The organism is Maledivibacter halophilus, from assembly GCF_900167445.1.
Classification (GTDB): Bacteria; Bacillota; Clostridia; order Peptostreptococcales; family Caminicellaceae; genus Maledivibacter; species Maledivibacter halophilus.
Genome location: NZ_FUZT01000008.1, coordinates 139,610 through 159,503, shown reverse-complemented (window position 1 = coordinate 159,503; position 19,894 = coordinate 139,610). Strand labels below are relative to the sequence as shown.

Annotated in this window: 18 protein-coding genes; 17 read left to right on the top strand and 1 reads right to left on the bottom strand. The window is 31.1% G+C overall.

All coding sequences use genetic code 11. The features are described from left to right. Nucleotides 1–73: 73 nt before the first annotated feature. A complete protein-coding gene (gene rpsT, locus B5X81_RS16135) occupies nt 74–349 on the bottom strand; it encodes a 30S ribosomal protein S20 (RefSeq protein ID WP_079493158.1) in 276 nt (91 codons plus the stop codon). 227 nt (nt 350–576) lie between these two features. Here rpsT and gpr point away from each other — a divergent pair, with 227 nt between their 5' ends. The 17 genes from gpr to B5X81_RS16050 all read left to right on the top strand — a co-directional run bounded on the left by gpr (nt 577) and on the right by B5X81_RS16050 (nt 19,818). Next, a complete protein-coding gene (gpr, locus tag B5X81_RS16130) occupies nt 577–1,551 on the top strand; it encodes a GPR endopeptidase (protein WP_079493157.1) in 975 nt (324 codons plus the stop codon). Nucleotides 1,552–1,802: 251 nt separating this feature from the next. Then, a complete protein-coding gene (gene spoIIP / locus B5X81_RS16125) occupies nt 1,803–3,107 on the top strand; it encodes a stage II sporulation protein P (protein WP_079493155.1) in 1,305 nt (434 codons plus the stop codon). A gap of 181 nt (nt 3,108–3,288) precedes the next feature. Then, the gene (locus B5X81_RS16120) at nt 3,289–3,672 is read left to right on the top strand and encodes a hypothetical protein (RefSeq protein WP_079493154.1); all 384 of its coding nucleotides are present in this window, start codon (nt 3,289–3,291) and stop codon (nt 3,670–3,672) included. 250 nt (nt 3,673–3,922) lie between these two features. Further along, on the top strand, nt 3,923–5,731 hold the full coding sequence (gene lepA / locus B5X81_RS16115) for a translation elongation factor 4 (RefSeq protein ID WP_079493152.1): 1,809 nt from the start codon (nt 3,923–3,925) through the stop codon (nt 5,729–5,731). A 128-nt stretch (nt 5,732–5,859) separates the two neighbouring features. Beyond that, entirely contained in the window at nt 5,860–6,993 is a 1,134-nt protein-coding gene (gene hemW / locus B5X81_RS16110) for a radical SAM family heme chaperone HemW (protein WP_079493151.1), read from the top strand. 205 nt (nt 6,994–7,198) lie between these two features. Next, a complete protein-coding gene (hrcA, locus tag B5X81_RS16105) occupies nt 7,199–8,227 on the top strand; it encodes a heat-inducible transcriptional repressor HrcA (RefSeq protein WP_079493149.1) in 1,029 nt (342 codons plus the stop codon). Between the two features lie 132 nt (nt 8,228–8,359). Then, on the top strand, nt 8,360–9,892 hold the full coding sequence (locus B5X81_RS16100) for a TCP-1/cpn60 chaperonin family protein (RefSeq protein ID WP_170917465.1): 1,533 nt from the start codon (nt 8,360–8,362) through the stop codon (nt 9,890–9,892). Nucleotides 9,893–10,156: 264 nt separating this feature from the next. Beyond that, a complete protein-coding gene (gene grpE, locus B5X81_RS16095) occupies nt 10,157–10,750 on the top strand; it encodes a nucleotide exchange factor GrpE (RefSeq protein WP_244282125.1) in 594 nt (197 codons plus the stop codon). 93 nt (nt 10,751–10,843) lie between these two features. Then, nucleotides 10,844–12,697, top strand: a complete 1,854-nt coding sequence (gene dnaK / locus B5X81_RS16090; RefSeq protein ID WP_079493146.1) for a molecular chaperone DnaK — start codon at nt 10,844–10,846, stop codon at nt 12,695–12,697. Between the two features lie 216 nt (nt 12,698–12,913). Next, nucleotides 12,914–14,056 (top strand): molecular chaperone DnaJ, encoded by a 1,143-nt coding sequence (gene dnaJ, locus B5X81_RS16085; protein WP_079493145.1) that lies wholly within the window; start codon nt 12,914–12,916, stop codon nt 14,054–14,056. 217 nt (nt 14,057–14,273) lie between these two features. Continuing rightward, nucleotides 14,274–15,224, top strand: coding sequence for a 50S ribosomal protein L11 methyltransferase (gene prmA / locus B5X81_RS16080; protein ID WP_079493143.1), 951 nt, complete (start codon nt 14,274–14,276; stop codon nt 15,222–15,224). Beyond that, on the top strand, nt 15,217–15,975 hold the full coding sequence (locus tag B5X81_RS16075) for a 16S rRNA (uracil(1498)-N(3))-methyltransferase (RefSeq protein ID WP_079493142.1): 759 nt from the start codon (nt 15,217–15,219) through the stop codon (nt 15,973–15,975). The genes prmA and B5X81_RS16075 overlap by 8 nt, the downstream gene beginning before the upstream one ends. Next, entirely contained in the window at nt 15,976–17,280 is a 1,305-nt protein-coding gene (gene mtaB, locus B5X81_RS16070) for a tRNA (N(6)-L-threonylcarbamoyladenosine(37)-C(2))-methylthiotransferase MtaB (protein WP_079493140.1), read from the top strand. A 200-nt stretch (nt 17,281–17,480) separates the two neighbouring features. After that, a complete protein-coding gene (locus B5X81_RS16065) occupies nt 17,481–17,822 on the top strand; it encodes a histidine triad nucleotide-binding protein (protein ID WP_079493139.1) in 342 nt (113 codons plus the stop codon). A gap of 150 nt (nt 17,823–17,972) precedes the next feature. Continuing rightward, nucleotides 17,973–18,152, top strand: a complete 180-nt coding sequence (rpsU, locus tag B5X81_RS16060; protein ID WP_079493137.1) for a 30S ribosomal protein S21 — start codon at nt 17,973–17,975, stop codon at nt 18,150–18,152. Between the two features lie 13 nt (nt 18,153–18,165). Continuing rightward, nucleotides 18,166–18,606 carry a GatB/YqeY domain-containing protein gene (locus B5X81_RS16055; RefSeq protein ID WP_079493136.1) on the top strand — a complete coding sequence of 147 codons (441 nt, stop codon included), beginning with the start codon at nt 18,166–18,168 and terminating at the stop codon, nt 18,604–18,606. 102 nt (nt 18,607–18,708) lie between these two features. Further along, nucleotides 18,709–19,818: an amidase domain-containing protein gene (locus B5X81_RS16050; protein ID WP_079493134.1), complete on the top strand. Its 1,110-nt coding sequence runs from the start codon at nt 18,709–18,711 to the stop codon at nt 19,816–19,818. Nucleotides 19,819–19,894 lie beyond the last annotated feature (76 nt).

The following is a 19,894-nucleotide window of genomic DNA, read 5'->3' as shown; positions in this document are numbered from 1 at the left end:
GGAAAAGCGTACTCGGTACGCTTTTTTATTTGCAGCGGGATTGACGACGGGGTTTAAGAAGAAAAACATTTTATTACTGGTTAGCTTGCTTTAGCTGATTTAATTGTCTAGCCATTATTGAAATTTTTCTAGCAGCTTTGTTTTTATGGATAGTATTATGAGAAGCTACTTGATTAATTTTCTTTTCGGCATAACGAAATTTTTCAGTAGCTAAATTTAAATCACCAGCTTCAATAGCTTCATTAAATCTTCTAATAGAAGTTTTAAGCATAGATCTTCTTTTTTTATTTTCTTGTGTCTTTTTTGCTATAACTTTAATTCTTTTCTTAGCAGATTTTATATTAGCCAATTTTTTCACCCCCTCGTTTGCTGTTTAACACGTGTAATTTTATCATGATTACAATGAAAATGCAAGAGAAATAAATCTTATATTACTTTTTATTTCCATTATAGATTAGAAATATTCTTTTTTGAATATATTGACGGTTTTATAGAGAAAATAGTATTAGCTCATAAATATATTTAAAAGGTGACTAGTTATAATATTGTTTATTAATAGAAAGGTGGAGGAATATTATGTTTCAGATTAGAACAGATTTAGCTGTTGAAACAAGAGAATTGTACAAAGAAAATAAGAAACAGGAAATACCAGGGGTGGAGGTGGAAAAATCTGAGGAAAATAATATTGAAATAACGAGGGTAAAAGTCGTAGATGATAGAGGAAGCCAGTTAATGGGGAAACCTAAAGGAAGTTATATTACTGTTGAAGCTAGAGGTCTTAAAAGCGCCGATGCAGATTTAAAAGACGATGTAAGTAAAGTTATGGCTAAAGAATTGGTTAAACTGATTCCTAGAAAAAAGAATTTTAGTACTTTGGTTGTAGGATTAGGTAACTGGGATGTAACTCCTGATGCCCTTGGACCAGAAGTAATATCAAAAATCCTAGTAACAAGACATTTGTTCAAAATGTATAAAAAAACCGAAGATCCTACGATGGTTTCAGTTAGTGCTATTACCCCAGGTGTTATGGGAACAACGGGAATTGAAACAAAGGATATTATAAAGGGAATTGTAGAAAAATCAAAACCTGATTTAGTCATAGCTATAGATGCATTAGCTTCCAGGAAAATGGAAAGAGTAAGTACAACCATACAAATATCCACTACTGGAATTAGTCCCGGTTCAGGGATTGGGAATCTTAGAAAACAATTAAATGAAGAGACCTTAGGAGTACCAGTTATAGCAATTGGTGTTCCCACTGTAGTAGATGCAGCAACAATGGCAAATGATACTATCAGCATGGTTGTAGAAGCTTTAAAAAGCCATTCTGAAAAAGGGTCGGGCTTTTTCAAATTACTTGAAGCCATGAAGGATGATGAAAAATATTCTTTGATCAAAGAGGTTCTAGAACCTTATGGTGCCAATGTTATTGTCACTACAAAGGAAATAGATAAAATTATTACTGATATATCTCAAATTATTGCCAATGGAATAAATATCGCTTTACATCCCGGTATAGATCTTAAAGATGTAAATAGATATCTACACTAAGCATAAAATTCATCATATAAACCTTTATATATTCATATAATTATAATGGAACAATGTCCACCTTTTAATTTGTTTTGCTATATAGATGTGGACATCTTATATATTTTTTTATAATTATGATACTTTAGAACCGATGAACTCGTTGTGCTAGTTCTTATATTAGGGTTTTTTAATATTTCCTTTTATTAGTGCAACTTATTAGCTAACTTTAGAAATACAACTTAGAGAAAAGGGAAGTGAGGGGGAAATAGATGGACAAAAGAAAGAAAGACTACGATATTGTAGGTTTCCTGTTGATATTGATTACAATAATGATGATAGCTTTAACTTTAAACATTTTTTTTGTTAACAATGAGGTTATAGTTGCCCAGGCTGAAAGTGAAATAAGTAATGATACTAAAGAAAGAGAAGAATTAAAAGAAAGTTTTTTTCTTCATATAATGAATAAATCTATGTCCATACTTGAGATTAATTTTAAAGAAAGTGGAGGAGAAAATACTACTTCATTTGTAAAGGGCCTATTGGCAAATAAAATAAATTTTGACTATAATAAACCAAAATCCTTAATAAAGTCTCAAATACCTTTGATTAAAGATTTCGAAAGTCATATACAATTGGATGATGACTTACCCCATAGTGAAGATTATGACAGCCATGATATATTTATTGCCAAAGAAAATATAAATGAATCAGAAGAAAAACCTACAAATAGCGGCAGCCAGTCCTATGAAGAGAATAATCTTTATGAAGATGATATACAAGTAATCAATATGGATCCACAAGATGCAAATAATGAAGAAAATAGTAATCAGAATAATGAAAATCAAGGTTTATTTAATGAAGTGGAAATAGTGAGTACACCTGCTCCAGCACCAAAAGAAATTCAGCATCAGGCTGATAAACCACTGATTTTCATTTATCATACCCATGGTACAGAATCCTATAGTCCTGAAAAAGTAGGGAATTATCATTCCTTAAATAGAAAATATACGGTTAGGCGTATCGGAGAACTAATGAAGAATAATCTTGAAAATGCTGGATTTAAAGTTATCCATGATGATACATTGCATGACTATCCTTCTTATGAAGGGTCATACGTTCGGTCACTGGAGACCTTAAATAAAAATCTAAAGAATAATCCGAGTTTGAAGGTTGTTTTTGATGTACATAGAGATGGTATAAATAATATTGATGAATTAGCTACAAAGGATTATGAAGCTATTAGAGAAAGAAACTTAGTAGAGATAAATGGAGAAAAGGTTGCAACATATTCAATGGTTATTGGTGGAGGCAATGAAAATTTAGAAGAATTGAAGCGTTTTGCATATTTTGTTAAAGCTATCAGTGACGAGATGTATCCCGGATTTGCTTCAAAAATAATTTTAAAAGAATCAAAATCCTTCAAATACAAGCTTAATCAATATAAGTCAGATTATTATATTTTATTTGAAATAGGAAATAATGCAAATAATATATATGAAGCAGAAAGAACAGCGGCATATCTTAGTCAAGTGATTAACCAAGCTTTAAGAAAATTCGTTGTAAAGAGCAATTGATTATAAGGGCTTTAGAGATTTTCAGGGGCCACCTAAGTAAGTTAGACTTTAAAAGCATGTATTATAGATGAAATTCCATAATTCTAATTTGGCAAAATTGAGATTTCTATTTTGAAATCTCTTTTTGCTTTTTTATGGAATAAAAAACTCTTATGTGTCAAAAATATTAATGGTGATAAATATGAATAGAGTAGAAAGAAAAAAAATTAAAAGAGAAAGTAGAATGAAAAGGGCAAAAAGATTTTTCTTAAGGCTTTTTTCCTTTGTGTTTTTGATTGTCTTATTATACATAGGATTAGAAATTGTAGATGAAACTAATCGTGGCATGATGTCTATGGGGGATACAAGTTTTTTTAGCTATAATAAATTTGATGATAAAAATATAGAATTAATTTTTTGTGGAGATAAATACCTAGTTAATACGGAGAAAATAGAAATTTTAGTTGCAGACATAATAGAAATAACTGAGTATGGAATAAATAATTTGAAAAGATTTGCAAAGGATAAAGGAGAAGTTGTTACTAAACTAATAGATAGCGTTATTAATTCCACCAAGTCGAAGTGAATTCGGCTTTATTTTTTAAAAAAATATCCTAAAAGAATGAGTTAAACCATAGAACTTAAAATTAAAAAGAGAACTTAGAAATACAAAAGCGTTGTTAGACGCTTTTGTATTGTACTACCGTATTTTATTATGTTATAATTTATAAAGATTATTTTATAAATTGAAATTTTGTAGAGAATAAAAAAGCTGCTAAAATAAATTGGTAGAATTTAAGCATAAGCTATATATTTTGAGAAGGGGAGTAGATTCAATGTCGCAAAACCGTCAAAGCAAGATACGAAATTTTTGTATAATTGCACATATAGACCATGGAAAGTCTACCTTAGCTGATAGATTGATTGAAAAAACTGGTCTGCTTACAAAAAGGGAAATGAAGGAACAGATATTAGATAATATGGATTTGGAAAGGGAAAGAGGCATCACTATTAAGCTTCAGGCCACTAGACTAGTATACAATAAAAATGGAGAAGAATATATACTGAACCTTATAGATACACCTGGTCATGTTGATTTTACCTATGAAGTATCCAGGAGCCTAGAAGCATGTGAAGGTGCTATATTGGTTGTAGATGCATCTCAAGGAGTAGAGGCTCAAACTTTAGCCAATGTATACTTAGCTGTAGATCAAGATCTGGAAATTATACCTGTTATAAATAAAATAGACTTGCCAAGCGCAAGACCTGATGAAGTAAAAAGGGAAATTGAAGATGTTGTAGGAATTGAAGCTGGATATGCACCTCTTATATCAGCAAAAGAAGGTTTAAATACTGAGCAGGTGTTGGATGCAATAGTAGAGTATGTTCCTAAGCCAGAAGGAGATGAAAATGCACCATTAAAAGCCCTTATTTTTGATTCTTTTTATGATAGTTACAAAGGTGCGGTTGCCTATGTAAGAATTAAAGAAGGAGCTGTGAAAGATGGAGATGAAATAATGATGATGTCTTCAGGCAAAAAGTTTGAGGTTAATGAGGTGGGTTATTTCTCACCTGGACCAAGACCTGTAGATGAGCTAAAGGCTGGAGATGTAGGATATATTACTGCCAGTATTAAGGATGTGAAAAATTGTAGAGTGGGAGACACAATAACAAAGGCCGATAATCCATGTGACAAGGCTTTACCTGGCTATAAAAAGGCCACTCCAATGGTTTATTGTGGTATTTATCCTGCTGAGGGAGAGAAATTTGAAAATATAAGGGATGCATTAGAAAAGCTCCAATTAAATGATGCTGCTCTAGAATTTGAGCCTGAAACTTCAGTGGCTTTAGGATTTGGTTTTAGATGTGGATTTTTAGGATTACTTCATATGGAAATCATACAGCAAAGACTGGATAGAGAATTTGATTTGGATATTATAACAACATCACCTGGGGTTATATATAAAGTTACAAAGACTAATGGTGAAGTCTTAATGATTCAAAATCCTAGCAATTTACCGGAGCAAAGTGAAATTGAATACATGGAGGAGCCTGTAGTCGATGCAAGAATAATGATACCTAATGAATATGTTGGAAATGTAATGGAGCTTTGTCAAGAGAGAAGAGGCAATATGATAAATATGGAATATATAGATGATAGAAGACTTATCTTAAACTATGAGCTTCCTCTTAATGAAGTAATATATGATTTTTTCGATGCTCTTAAATCTAAAACAAGGGGATATGGTTCTTTAGATTATGAGTTTAAAGAATATGTTAAATCCAAATTAGAAAAATTGGATATATTGTTGAATAAAGAAGTTATAGATGCTTTTTCCCTTATAGTTCATGAGAGTAAAGCATATTCTAGAGGAAGAATGATCTGCGATAGGCTGAAGGAAGTAATTCCTAGGCATATGTTTGCCATACCAGTACAAGCTTCTATAGGAAATAAAGTAATTGCCCGTGAAACAATTAAAGCTTTGAGGAAAGATGTACTATCTAAATGCTATGGTGGAGATATCTCCCGTAAAAGAAAGTTATTAGAAAAACAAAAAGAAGGAAAGAAAAAGATGAGACAGCTAGGTAGTGTTGAAGTTCCCCAAGAAGCTTTTCTATCAGTTCTTAAGTATGATGAAAATTAGACAATTCACTTTATTTTAGACATGAAATTTCTTCTAAAAACAAGTCACCCTTTGAGGGTGACTAAATTTATTCTAAATAACTGAATGCTTAGAACTACAAATGCCTATATGGATAAGGAGGTATTATTATGAAGTCAATAGGATTGTATTTGCACATACCATTTTGCATTAAAAAGTGTAATTATTGTGATTTCGTTTCCTATAGTCAAAATGACGAGATGATAGATTCATATGTTAAAGCATTATTATATGAGATAAAAATGTATTCAGATAATTTATCGGATTATAAAATTGAAACTATTTTTATTGGTGGAGGAACACCTTCCATATTAAAACCTGAAAAAATTGATAAAATAACAAATGAAATATTTAAAGCTTTTAATATATCTGAAAATCCAGAATTTACTATAGAATCAAATCCCGGAACATTAACTGATGAAAAACTTAAAATTTATAAAGATTTGGGTATAAATAGATTAAGTATGGGTCTTCAAAGCTTTAACGATGATATATTAAGATTTATTGGAAGAATACATTCAAAAAAGGATTTTCTTGAGAATTACTATTTGGCAAGGAATATAGGTTTTAAAAACATAAATGTTGATTTAATATATGGACTTCCAAATCAAACCTCATGTGATTGGGAAGAAACCCTTAAAGAAATATTAAAACTGGATACTGAACATGTATCGGCATATTCCTTAAAGATTGAAGAAGGAACTGTTTTCAAGGGATTATTTGATCAGGACAAATTAAACTTGCCCGATGAGGATGAGGATAGAAATATGTATCATTTAGCAATCGAATTATTAAATAGTAATGGTATAAATCAATATGAGATATCGAATTTTTCTAAGCCAGGATATCAGTGTAAACATAATTTAATTTATTGGAATAATAAGAACTATTTAGGCCTTGGGGTATCCGCTCATTCCTACTTGAATGCATGTAGGTATGCTAATACAAACAATATATGGGAATATATTGATAGTATAAAAAATAATAAATATCCAGTTGTTACTAAAGAGCCAAAAACTAAAGAAGATGAAATGACTGAAACTGTATTTCTTAATTTACGATTGAAAGAAGGACTAGGAATACAGTATTTTAAAGACAGATTCAACAAATCAATTTTTGAAGTATATGGGGACAAGATTGAAAAATTAGATAAGTTGGGGCTTATTACGATTGACCATAATCATATTATGTTAACAAAGTATGGGGTGGATGTTTCCAATCAAGTATTCGTAGAATTTTTGTAAAATGACTATTAAAATTTATTTCACTATAATAATTTAATTATAGATAAACAACATTGTTATCTATAATTTATTAAACCTTAAAGTTATTTATCTTTATAGAAATTTCAAAAATAATATTGACAAAATCAAAATTAAGTGTTAACTTAAAATCAAGAATGTTTTAGCACTCAATTAAAGAGAGTGCTAACAATTGGAGAGTGGTAATATGGATTTAGTTGCAAGGAAACTAAAAATATTACAAGCTATAATAAATGATTTTATTTGCACAGCTCAGCCAGTTGGTTCTAGAACTATTGCTAAAAAATATAATTTGGGTGTTAGTTCAGCCACAATAAGAAATGAAATGTCTGATTTAGAAGAACTAGGGTATTTAGTTCAGCCCCATACTTCTTCAGGCAGGATACCATCAGATTTAGGCTATAGGCTTTATGTTGATAGCTTGATGAGAGAATATGAGCTAGAGAATAAACAAAAAAAATTTATAAAGGATTTGCTCCTAAATAAAATTGTAGAAATCGATGACATGATAAAGAATACATCTAAAATATTATCTCAAATTACTAATTTAACTTCCATGAGTTTGTCTGCACAATTTAGAAACAGTAAACTAAAAAATATTAAACTGGTTCAAGTTGACAGTGACAAAGTCTTATTAATATTGGTTTCAAACACCGGAGTTGTAAAAAATGTTATTTTAAGAATAAGCAATGTTTCTCAAAATGTTTTAAATAAGGTGTCTAATTTGCTAAAGGACAAATTAAAAGGAAAAACAATTGCTTATTTAGATGATGAAATTATTACTAATATAAAGAGAGAATTAATTGAATATAGCACAACTATTGATTTAATAATACCAACGCTTCAAAATTCTTTAGAAGATTTAGGCGAGAGTGAAATTTATTTAGATGGTATAACTAACATTTTTAATTTGCCGGAGTATACTGATATAAATAAGGCTAAAAAATTTATTGCAGCTTTAGAAAAGAAAGAATTGGTTTATGATTTGCTAAAAAATGATTCAAATGAAGATATGAGCATAAAAATTGGAAGTGAGAATAAAATTGATGAAATAAATGATTGTAGCATTATAACTGCAACATATAGATTAAATGGAAAGATTATTGGAAAAGTTGGAGTTATAGGACCCACAAGAATGGATTATTCAAAAATTATAGCTGTTTTAAATTATTTAACAAATACATTATCTAATAATATCGATAATAACATTCTTTAGAAAGATTGTTTTAAGAGAAAATAATAGGAAGTTATTAATTTATACATGTTCAAAACTCTCAAAAGCGTTGAGTATTTGTACATGTATAAATTAAGTTTTGCTATGTAAATCCTATATATGAAAGGGTATAAAATGAAGAATAATGATAATGGATTTGACAAAACTGAGCTGAGGTTATCAGCCCTTAAAAACAATATTGATGCAATAAATTCCGTTGTGTCAGCTGTTAAGGGTACCCTTGGACCCCAAGGAATGGACTGCATGATAGTAGATGATTATGGAAATGCTATTATTACGAATGATGGAGTAACAATATTAAATGAGATAAATACCACCCATCCTGCTGCTAGATTGTTAATCAATGGGGTTATGGGGCAGGAAAGGGAAGTAGGAGATGGTACTACTACATTAACTGTATTAGCTGGAGCATTACTTGATGAAGCTCTTAAAATGGTTGATATGGGTGTTCCTATACATAAAGTTATCCAAGGGATAAAAAAGGGAATTGAGAAATCTATAGAAATAATTGAAGCTGAAAAAATAATTATAACAGAAAATAATTATCATTTACTTAAAGAAGTGGCATATATATCTGCTAGGGAAGATAAAGAGATTTCAGATATGGTTTTTAGTGCTGCCCAAATTATTGGAAATGAAGTGCTAAGTAATGATAGTTTTAAATTTTCTGATTGTATCGAAGCCTTCGAGGGTACAAATAATGAAGTGATTAGTGGTGTAGTTATTGATAAAAAACCATTAAATTATTTTGAAGATGGTGTTTTAAATGATGCTAAAATTATGGTACTAGATGATTCCTTAGATGTAGAGGAAAATAAAAAAGAGCTTTTAGCAACTGAAGCTGGTTTGAACAATTATTTTGAAAATGTTGAAATGATTAAAGAATTTGCAGAAAAGATTGTAAATATGAAAGTTGATTTGCTCATATGTAATAGAGGAATAAATCCTATGGCAATGCAGATTCTTTTAGATGGTAATGTTACTATTGCTGATAGGGTTTTAAATAGTCAATTAATAAAAGTAGCTAAGCATTGTGGCTGTAAAATTCTAAAAAAATCTGCTTTAAATAAAGATGTTTCTGTTTTAAATGGTTCTTGTGGCAAAGCTGATAGAGTGGTTTATGACTTAGAAAAGGAGCAAATAGCAATTCAAAATGGCCATGGCAAACCCTATGCCACTATAATTATTGCTGCATCAACTGGTGAAATAACCAGAGAAAAAGAAAGAATAGCTAAAGATGCTGCTGCATCTCTTCAGTTTGCATTGAAAAATGGGGTTGTTCCAGGAGGTGGGGCTTTAGAGATTTATATTTCATGTTTATTAAAAAAATATAGAGAAGATATAAATGGAATGGAGAAATATGGCATTGACTGTGTTATAGAAGCACTTAAAAAGCCATTTTATCAGATGATAGAGAATAGTGGATCTAATTCTCTAGAGATTATGGAAAAAATAATAACTGCCACTAGGTTGGAGGATAAAAAATTTCTATCAATAGATTTTGAAAGTGGAGCTATTAAAGAAATGCCTGTAGAAAAAATATTTGATCCAACTTATGTTAAAACAAGTGCATTAAAAAAAGCTGGAGAAATAGCCCAGGCTATCCTTAGAATAAATTTAATACTTAGAGGAAAGCAATTAAACTAATAAAATCACAATATATTAGTAGTATTAATTTAGGAAATTGCATAATTATCTCTTGTGAAAATTACCTGCAATATCTAGTTTAGAAAACTCTAAAGAGCTAGAATTAAAACATATTTGTCAAAACAACTAAATTAAGGGTAATGATTTCATATGTAATTATCTTAACTTTAAATTATTACAACTGTTTCAATTATAAATTAATTCATATTTATTTAAATATAAAATTTATTAATTATCAAAGAATTTATTCAGGTGGGTGACGAAATGGAAAATACAATAAAGGAAAAGGGAATGGAAACTAAGGAAGAAAAAGATGAAAAAAAAATGAATCAAGATATAAATAGCAATTTAGATGCTACGAAAGAAGAAATGGAAAATCAAGAAGAGATACAGGGAAATCAATGTGAAAACAAGGATTTTGAAGCTGTAAAAGCAGAGCTGGAAGATTATAAAAATAGATACATGAGACTTTCAGCAGATTTTCAAAATTTTAAAAGAAGATTTGAAAAGGAAAAAAATGATATCTATAAGTTTGGATGTGAAAAAATAGTTTTGGATCTCTTACCTGTTATAGATAATTTTGAAAGGGCTATTGAATCAGGTGAAGAGAATAATGAATCAGATGGAATGTTAGATGGAATTAAAATGATACTTAAGCAGCTTATGGATGTATTAAATAAGCATGGTGTAGAAGAAATTGAGGCCCTTGAAAAAGAATTTGATCCCAATTTTCATCATGCAGTTATGCAGGAAGAATGCGAAGGTATTGATGATAATATTGTTACCAAGGTTCTTCAAAAAGGATATATGTTAAATTCAAAGGTTGTTAGACCTAGTATGGTAATTGTATCAAAATAATTAGCTTAATTCTTAATTCTAATTATTATTTCTTATTAGTATTAAGTTAATTTTAAAAACTAAAATATACAATTGTTTAAGGAGGAAAAAAACATGGGAAAGGTCATTGGAATTGATTTAGGTACTACAAACTCATGTGTTTCAGTTTTGGAAGGCGGAGAATCTGTAGTTATACCTAATGCAGAAGGTAATAGAACAACCCCTTCAATCGTTGCATTTTCAAAAGAAGGAGAAAGATTAATAGGAGAAACTGCTAAAAGACAGGCTATAACAAACCCTGATAGGACAATAATGTCAATTAAAAGACATATGGGTACAGATTATAAAATAAAAATAGATGATAAGGATTATACTCCTCAGGAAATCTCTGCAATGATACTTATGAAATTAAAATCCGATGCAGAAAGTTACCTTGGGGAAAAAGTTACAGATGCAGTTATTACTGTTCCAGCATATTTTACTGATAGTCAAAGGCAAGCAACAAAGGATGCTGGTAAAATAGCAGGACTAAATGTTAGAAGAATTATTAATGAACCTACAGCTGCTTCTTTAGCATATGGTGTTGATAAAGAAAATGAAAGTCAAAAAATATTAGTTTTTGACTTGGGTGGTGGAACCTTTGATGTATCTATCTTAGAACTTGGAGATGGAGTATTTGAAGTTTTAGCTACTAAGGGTAACAATCATCTAGGTGGTGACGACTTTGATGAAGTCGTTATAAACTACTTAGCTGAAGAATTTAAGAAAGAGCATGGAATTGATTTGCGTAAGGACAATATGTCACTTCAAAGACTTAAAGATGCTGCAGAAAAGGCAAAAAAAGAATTATCATCTGTGCAAACTACTAATGTTAATTTACCCTTTATTACTGCTTCAGCAGCAGGTCCACTGCATTTAAATATAGATTTAACAAGGGCAAAATTTGAGCAGCTATCTTCAAGTTTAGTTGAAGCTACATTAGAACCTACTAGACAGGCTATGAAAGATGCAAATCTTTCACATTCTGATATAGATAAAGTTATATTAGTTGGTGGTTCTACTAGAATACCAGCTGTTCAAAGAGCTATAAAAAATATATTAAACAAGGATCCATACAAGGGTGTTAATCCCGATGAATGTGTTGCTCTAGGAGCTGCAATTCAGGCTGGAGTTTTAACTGGTGAAGTAAAGGATCTATTATTACTTGATGTTACTCCCCTATCATTAGGTATTGAAACTTTAGGTGGAGTATTTACAAAGCTAATTGAAAGAAATACTACTATACCAACTAAGAAGAGTCAAATATTTTCAACTGCTGCAGACAATCAAACTGCTGTTGACATTCATGTTCTTCAGGGTGAAAGACAAATGGCAAAGGATAATACGACTCTTGGAAGATTTCAACTTACTGGAATTCCACCAGCACCTAGAGGAATACCACAGGTTGAAGTTACCTTTGACATAGATGCCAACGGTATAGTACATGTATCAGCTAAAGACTTAGGAACTGGTAAGGAACAAAATATTACTATTACAGCATCAACAAACCTTACTGATGATGAGATTGAGAAAAAAGTTCAGGAAGCTGAAAAGCATGCTGAAGAAGATAAAAAGAAAAAGGAAGCTATTGAAGCTAGAAATAAGGCCGATTCTCTAGTATATGAAGCTGAAAAAGCATTAAAAGAGCATGGTGACAAAGTTTCTGGTGATGAAAAAGCAAATATAGAAGAAAAGCTAAAAGCTCTAAAGAAAGCCTTAGAAGGAGATAATGTAGAAGAAATCAATAAGGGAACCGAAGAGCTTACAAATGCCTTCCATGTATTGGCTCAAAAGATGTACCAGGGAGCTCAAGGTCAGGGCCCTCAAGGTGAAGGCCAAGCTGGAGATTCTCAGGAGCAATCTCAAAAGAAAGATGACGATAATGTTGTAGATGCAGATTATGAAGTTGTTGATGATGACGATAAATAGTAACTAATCTAAGGCACCCGAGTGGGTGCCTTCAAACTGACACTATAAGACTGAATTAAGTTATGTATTGGCACTTTTTATTAAATTGGTTGTAAAAACTAAAGATTTTAAGGTATAATAATATAAATAATTAAGGTGTCAAGTATTAAAAGTTATTCAATTGTTATATAAAGCTTTATAAATACTCACCAACCATAAAAGAAAGGCGGTAAGTACGTGAGTAAAAGAGATTATTATGAGATTTTAGGTGTAGATAAAAATGCTGATGAGCAGACCATAAAAAAGGCATATAGAAAAATGGCCATGAAATACCATCCCGATAGAAATCCCGATGATAAAGATGCTGAGCAGAAATTTAAAGAAGCTAATGAAGCCTATGAGGTGCTAAGCAATAAGGAAAAAAGAGCTATGTATGATCAGTTTGGCCACGCTGGAGTTAATGGAAATGGTCAAGGTGGCTTTGGTGGTGGCGGCGGATTTTCAGGCTTTGGTGGTTTTGAAGATATATTTGGTGATATTTTTGATATGTTTGGTGGAGGATTTTCATCGGGCAGAAGAAAAAACAGACCACAAAAAGGGCCTGATATTAAGATCCAAGTTGATCTGTCCTTTGAAGAAGCAGCCTTTGGTGTAAATAAAGAAATTGAAGTATCTAAAAATGAAGAATGTAAAAAATGTAGTGGAACAGGAGCTAAACCAGGGACCAGTAAGAAGACTTGTCACAAATGTAATGGTAGTGGAGAAGTAAGATATTCTCAGAGAACGCCACTGGGTTCATTTGTCAATGTTAGAACATGTGATGTTTGTCATGGCGAAGGAACTATAATAGATAAACCATGTGATGAGTGTAATGGTAAAGGTACTGTTAGAAAGAAAAAGAAAATTAGCGTAAAGATTCCTGCAGGAGTTGATAACGGCTCAGTGATAACCCTTAGAGGAGAAGGGGAGCCCGGAATTAAAGGGGGGCCTTCGGGAGATTTGTATCTTGTAATTAGAATGCTTCCCCATAAGATATTTAAAAGAGATAATTATGATATTATCTGTGAAATTCCCATTACATTTGTTCAAGCTGCATTGGGAGATGAAATAATAGTTCCAACCTTGGACGAAAGAGTAAAATATAAGATTCCTGAGGGAACCCAAAGTGGCACAGTATTTAGATTAAAGGGAAAAGGAGTTCCAATATTAAATGGAAACGGAAGAGGAGATCAATACGTTAAGGTAGTAGTGGAGATTCCTAAAAAACTAAATGAAGATCAGAAGAATTTATTAAGAAAATTTGCAGAAGAGATGGGAGAAGATTTACATCAGCAAAGAAAGTCTTTCTTTGATAAAGTAAAGGATGTTTTTGGGATATGAACGAAAGTCTCTAGGAAGACTTCTATAGTTGCAGGTTGCAAGTTTTGATGTTCTTTAGAAAAAAGATGTTAAGATTTTAATTAACAAATCACCTAGTAAGCTAGGTGATTTGTTAATTGTTCAAAATGTTTTTTAGCATTTTTATATAATTTTCTTTGTAATACATGTGTTCTTAGGGTATAATAATTTTGAAAAAGCTTGCTATGGAGGGTAAATTATGAAATGGAATGAGATTACAATCAAAACTACAAGTGAGTACGTAGAGGCGGTATGTAATATTCTTTATGATGTAGGTGTTGGAGGTGTTGTTATTGAGGATCCCAAGGACTTAATTATCAATATGAAGGAGGAGACAAGCTGGGATTATTTTGATATAGACTCCTTGGATATTGATTATGAGGGTGCGGTAGTTAAGGGATATCTTCCGGAAAGCCAGGATCTGCCGGATAAGATTGAACTTATAAAGCAAAATGTACATAATCTTTCAATGGAAAATGAAAATAGTGAGCCTAATCAGGTGACTATAGCTGAAGTCTATGAAGAAGATTGGGCAAATTCCTGGAAAAAATACTATAAACCTAAAAAGATTGGGAATAAAATAGTTGTAAAGCCATCATGGGAAGACTATATGCCTAAAGAAAATGAAAAGATAATTGAGCTGGACCCTGGAATGGCATTTGGAACCGGAACACATGAAACAACAACTATGTGCATAAGATTATTGGAAAAATATATAAGACAAGGCAATACAGTTTATGATATTGGGTGCGGTAGCGGAATCCTTTCCATAGCAGCAGCTAAACTGGAAGCGGGAAAAGTAGTTGCGGTAGACATCGATGAAACAGCATGCAAGGTATCTAGATCTAATGTCAAAATGAATTCTGTTCAGGATATTGTAGAAATAAAAAATGGAAATTTAATGGATGTTGTAAAGGGAAAAGCAGATATTATTGTGGCTAATATTATTGCAGAGATTATAATAATATTGGCAAATGATATAAGAAAATTTATGAAGGATGATTCCATATTTATTGCTTCTGGTATTATTTTGGATAAAGTTGATGAAGTGGTTCTTGCCCTTAAAGAGAATGGATTAGGAATCCTACATGTGGAAAAGCTCGGTGAATGGGCAGCAATAGTATCGAAAAAGGAAGTTTTGCATGAATAGATTTTTTGTTAATAAGAATAATGTTTTTGAAGAAAAGAACATAATAATAATAGATTCTCCTGAGGATTTAAAACATATTAGTAAAGTTTTAAGGCTTAGTGAGGGGGATAATATAGAAATATGTAATAAAGAAAATATTGACTATTTGGCACAGATTTCGAATATTGATAAAAAACAAATAGAGTGCAAAATAGTAAGGAAATATACATCGAAAACTGAAGCACCAATTGAAATAGTATTGTTTCAGTCGATACCTAAATCTAATAAAATGGACTTGATTATACAGAAGAATGTTGAAATAGGAGTAAAAAAAATAATTCCTATTATTTCTGATAGATGTGTTGTTAAAATAAAAGATAGAACCTCTGAAGAGAAAAAGGTAGAGAGATGGCAGAAAATAGCCTATGAAGCTGCAAAACAGTGTAAGAGGGGTATAATACCAACAATAGGTAGTATGGTTGAAATTCAGGATTTGATTAAGGTTTTCGATGATTTTGATATGATTATCATCCCCTATGAAGAAGAAAAGGATAATGGTATAAAAAAAGTTGTAGCCAATAGAAAAGGCGTGAAAAAAGTAGGCATAATAATAGGTCCTGAGGGTGGTTTTACAAAAGATGAAGTTGAAAATCTTGTAAGTTCTGGGGCAATATCTGTAAGTCTAGGACCTAGAATACTTAGAACTGAAACAGCAGGTCTGGTGACTACTAGTATATTGATGTATGAATTAGGAGATCTAGGAGGTAACTAAGTGAAAAGGGTAGCTTTTTATACTTTAGGTTGTAAGGTAAATCAATATGATACAGAGGCTATGATAGAGCTTTTTGAAAAAAATGATTATGAAGTAGTTGAAAATAGTGAAAAAGCTGATGTCTATGTTATTAATACATGCACTGTAACAAATTTGGGAGACAGAAAGTCTAGACAGTTTATTAGAAGATCAAAAAAAAGGAATCCTAATTCAATTGTAGTGGTAGTTGGATGCTATGCCCAGACAGCTCCTGAGGAAGTAATGGAGATTGAAGGGGTAAATCTTGTACTGGGTACCAATGAGCGAAATAAAATTGTAGAATTGGTCCAGACAATTGATAAAAATGAAAAAATAAACTATGTTGATGATATTATGGAAGTTAAAGATTTTGAAGAATTATCAATAGAAAAAGTCAAGGGAAAGACAAGGGCTTTTTTAAAAATTCAAGAGGGATGTAACAGATACTGTTCATATTGTATCATTCCATATGCCAGGGGGCCAATAAGGAGCAGGAAACTTGAAAATATTATATCAGAAGTTAATAGACTTGCTAAAAATGGATTTAAGGAAATAGTTTTAACAGGTATTCATATAGCATCCTATGGTAAAGACTTAAAGAAGGGTACATTAATAGATGTCATAAAGAAAGTTCATGATGTAGAAGGTATAGAAAGAATAAGACTAAGTTCTGTAGAGCCTACTTTGCTTACAGAGGATTTTATTGGAGAAATAGAAGCTCTTCCAAAGTTTTGCCCTCATCTTCATATATCCCTTCAAAGTGGATGTAATGAGACTTTAAAGCGAATGAATAGGAGATATACTACTGAAGAGTATAGAAAAATTATTAATAATTTACGTAGAGAGATTCCAGATATTGCAATAACTACTGATATAATTGTTGGATTTCCAGGTGAAACAGAAGAAGAATTTATGACGACTTATGGATTTGTTAGGGAAATGGCCTTTAGTATGATACATGTTTTTAAATATTCCCCCAGAAAGGGCACACCTGCAGCAAAATTTAAAAATCAAGTTCCCGGAGATATAAAGAATAAACGAAGTGAGAAAATGATAAAATTGGGTAATGAATTAATGTATAAATATATGAATAGATTTATAGATGATGAATTAGACGTTTTATATGAGAATCATTATAGTAAAGAGAAGGGTATAGTAGATGGATTAACATCCAATTACATTAGAGTAACAGCTGTAGGGGAAGACAATGTAATAGGAAAAATAATTAAAACGAGGTTAAACAAAATAGAAAATGATACTGTGATTGGTGAAATAATAAAAATATAGATTGAGGAAATTGCATAACTCTAATTTGGCACAATTGCATAATATATATGGTATGGCTTTGAAGATTTTAAAACCACATGCAGTAGATAATTTTTAGGTAAGGTAATTATGCAATTTGCTCGATTAATCAAATTATTAATAAAATTTGCAGGATTTTTTTGCTAACTGTTGAATTATATAACCTAAAGGAGGTGCTAGATTTGGACTGTATTTTTTGTAAAATAGCAAAAAAAGAAATACCAGCAGAAATAGTTTATGAAGATGATAAAATAATCGCTTTTAAGGATGTTAATCCTGCTTCTCCAACTCATATATTATTTATTCCAAAGGAACATATAGAATCAGTAAATTTTTTAAATGAAGAGCATAAACATTTAATAGGAGAAATATTTTTAAGGATAAAAGAAGTGGCAAAAGAGATGAATATAGATGAGGATGGATATAGAATAGTAAATAACTGTGGTGAGCTTGGAGGACAAACAGTAAATCATTTGCATTTTCATTTGTTAGCAGGAAGACAAATGCAATGGCCTCCAGGCTAAGAAATATATATAGTTATTGAAAAAATCTTGAAAAATTTATCATATTAATGTATAATAGCTAAGTACATGAGTACTCCTCTGTGATTTATAGCTTTAAAAGTTATAGACACAGCAACACTGTACTTTATCAGAGGAGGGGGGGAAGTATATATGTCAAAGGTAAAGGTAAGAGATAATGAATCCTTAGATCAAGCGCTTAGAAGATTTAAAAGAGAATGTTCTAAATCTGGAGTTATGTCTGAAGTTAAAAAGAGAAGGCATTACGAGAAGCCAAGTGTAAAGCGTAAAAAGAAAGCTGAAGCTGCAAGAAGAAAGAAAAAAAGATATTAAAGAGGTGAAACTTGTGTCCCTCAAAGATAAATTAATGCAAGATTTAAAATCTGCTATGAAAAATAAGGACAAAATAAGAAAATCTGTTATTACCTTGATAAGATCCGATATCAAGCAATATGAAGTTGATAATAGAACTGAAATTGATGATGAGGGTATTATTGAAATTATCGCAAGGCAGTTAAAGCAGAGGAAAGATGCCTTAGAAGAATTTCAAAAAGGGAATCGCCAGGATTTAGTAGATGAAAGCCAAAAGGAAATTGAAATTTTATTAACCTACCTCCCAAAACAGCTTACAGAAGATGAAATACGAGAAGTTGTTAAAGCTACTATTGATGAATTAGGAGTACAAGGACCTAAGGAAATGGGCAAAGTTATGGGAGTGTTAATGCCTAAGCTAAAAGGAAAAGCTGATGGCAAGCTTGTATCAAAAACAGTAAAAGAATTGTTATAAAAGATAAACTGTCTATTTTATATAGGCAGTTTTTGTTTTTTATAAGTCTATTTTAAGGAATAATAACATATAATTTTATGAATAACCTTAAGGAGGAAGCTCATGATAATAGTTCTGTCAAGAAAGAAGTTTCTTCTTTTTTTAATTATGGTATTATTTTTTATTTTTATAATAGGTTACAAAGTATACAATTCTTCAATTGTCACGACTTTCTCTACAGAAAGTAATGAGGGAGAACTGATAATAAATGATTTTTTTCGTACAAGGAATAAAGCAATATTGAATGGTGATATTGATACCATAGAGGCTCTGTATGATACGAGTATTAAATATGGAGTTTGGGCATATGAACACGAAAAGAAGAAAGCAAAATATCTTCAAAGCTGGTCCAATAAACAGGGAGTTAAATTTTATGATGTCAAAAGTTTAGTTAAAATAAGCAGTATAAAAGAGAGACAGGAAGGATATAGAATTAATTGTACAGCATCTACGGAATATAAGTATTATTATAAAGATCAAATCGGAAAAGAAAATATGTTTAGAATAGGAACTTACCATTCTATAGATATAAAAAAAACAGAGGAATCCTGGAAGATTGTTCGTGAGTGGTATACCGATCCCTTTGCTGATTCCTTGAACTTAAATGATATTAAGAGTGAAGAAATTACACAATACATATTGAATCAGAAGAAAAGCAATTTGACAAATTTAAATAAGAGAAGGATAGAAGCAGTAAAATATGCAGATAGATATTGTGGTGCAGCAGCTGATGAAGAATATGGTTTTAACTATAATAAAAAATATAAAAACTATAATCCATTAGGAGGGGATTGTGCGAATTTTGCATCGCAAATTCTGTATGAGGGAGGAAAATTTAGACAGACAAATACTTGGAAGTATTATAAAGGTGGTAGTAAAGCATGGGTAAATGCCCAAAGCTTTAAGGATTATATGTTGTACAGCAATAGGGCATCTAAAATAGCATATGGAACATATGAGCAGGTATATAAAGCTTCTTTTAAACTGCTTCCAGGAGATTTTATTGCCTATGTAAAGAAGGGTAAGGTTACCCATATATCAGTTGTTACAGGAGCAGATTCCAAGGGGTATGCATACGTTCATAGTCATAATACTGATAGATATAGGGTTCCATGGGATTTAGGTTGGAGTGATAAAGGCATAAAATTTTGGCTGATTCGTGTACATTATTAAAACAATATGCATAAATTTATTTTGAACCTCTTAAAGAGGTCTATTTTTTTGATGAAGATTCTATCATTTTTCCTGA

Coding starts and splice junctions, on each gene's coding strand:
- hrcA (WP_079493149.1), top strand. CDS start 7,199: ATGGATTTAGTTGCAAGGAAACTAAAAATATTACAAGCTATAATAAAT.
- dnaK (WP_079493146.1), top strand. CDS start 10,844: ATGGGAAAGGTCATTGGAATTGATTTAGGTACTACAAACTCATGTGTT.
- spoIIP (WP_079493155.1), top strand. CDS start 1,803: ATGGACAAAAGAAAGAAAGACTACGATATTGTAGGTTTCCTGTTGATA.
- prmA (WP_079493143.1), top strand. CDS start 14,274: ATGAAATGGAATGAGATTACAATCAAAACTACAAGTGAGTACGTAGAG.
- hemW (WP_079493151.1), top strand. CDS start 5,860: ATGAAGTCAATAGGATTGTATTTGCACATACCATTTTGCATTAAAAAG.
- B5X81_RS16100 (WP_170917465.1), top strand. CDS start 8,360: ATGAAGAATAATGATAATGGATTTGACAAAACTGAGCTGAGGTTATCA.
- gpr (WP_079493157.1), top strand. CDS start 577: ATGTTTCAGATTAGAACAGATTTAGCTGTTGAAACAAGAGAATTGTAC.
- B5X81_RS16075 (WP_079493142.1), top strand. CDS start 15,217: ATGAATAGATTTTTTGTTAATAAGAATAATGTTTTTGAAGAAAAGAAC.
- rpsU (WP_079493137.1), top strand. CDS start 17,973: ATGTCAAAGGTAAAGGTAAGAGATAATGAATCCTTAGATCAAGCGCTT.
- grpE (WP_244282125.1), top strand. CDS start 10,157: ATGGAAAATACAATAAAGGAAAAGGGAATGGAAACTAAGGAAGAAAAA.
- lepA (WP_079493152.1), top strand. CDS start 3,923: ATGTCGCAAAACCGTCAAAGCAAGATACGAAATTTTTGTATAATTGCA.
- B5X81_RS16050 (WP_079493134.1), top strand. CDS start 18,709: ATGATAATAGTTCTGTCAAGAAAGAAGTTTCTTCTTTTTTTAATTATG.
- B5X81_RS16120 (WP_079493154.1), top strand. CDS start 3,289: ATGAATAGAGTAGAAAGAAAAAAAATTAAAAGAGAAAGTAGAATGAAA.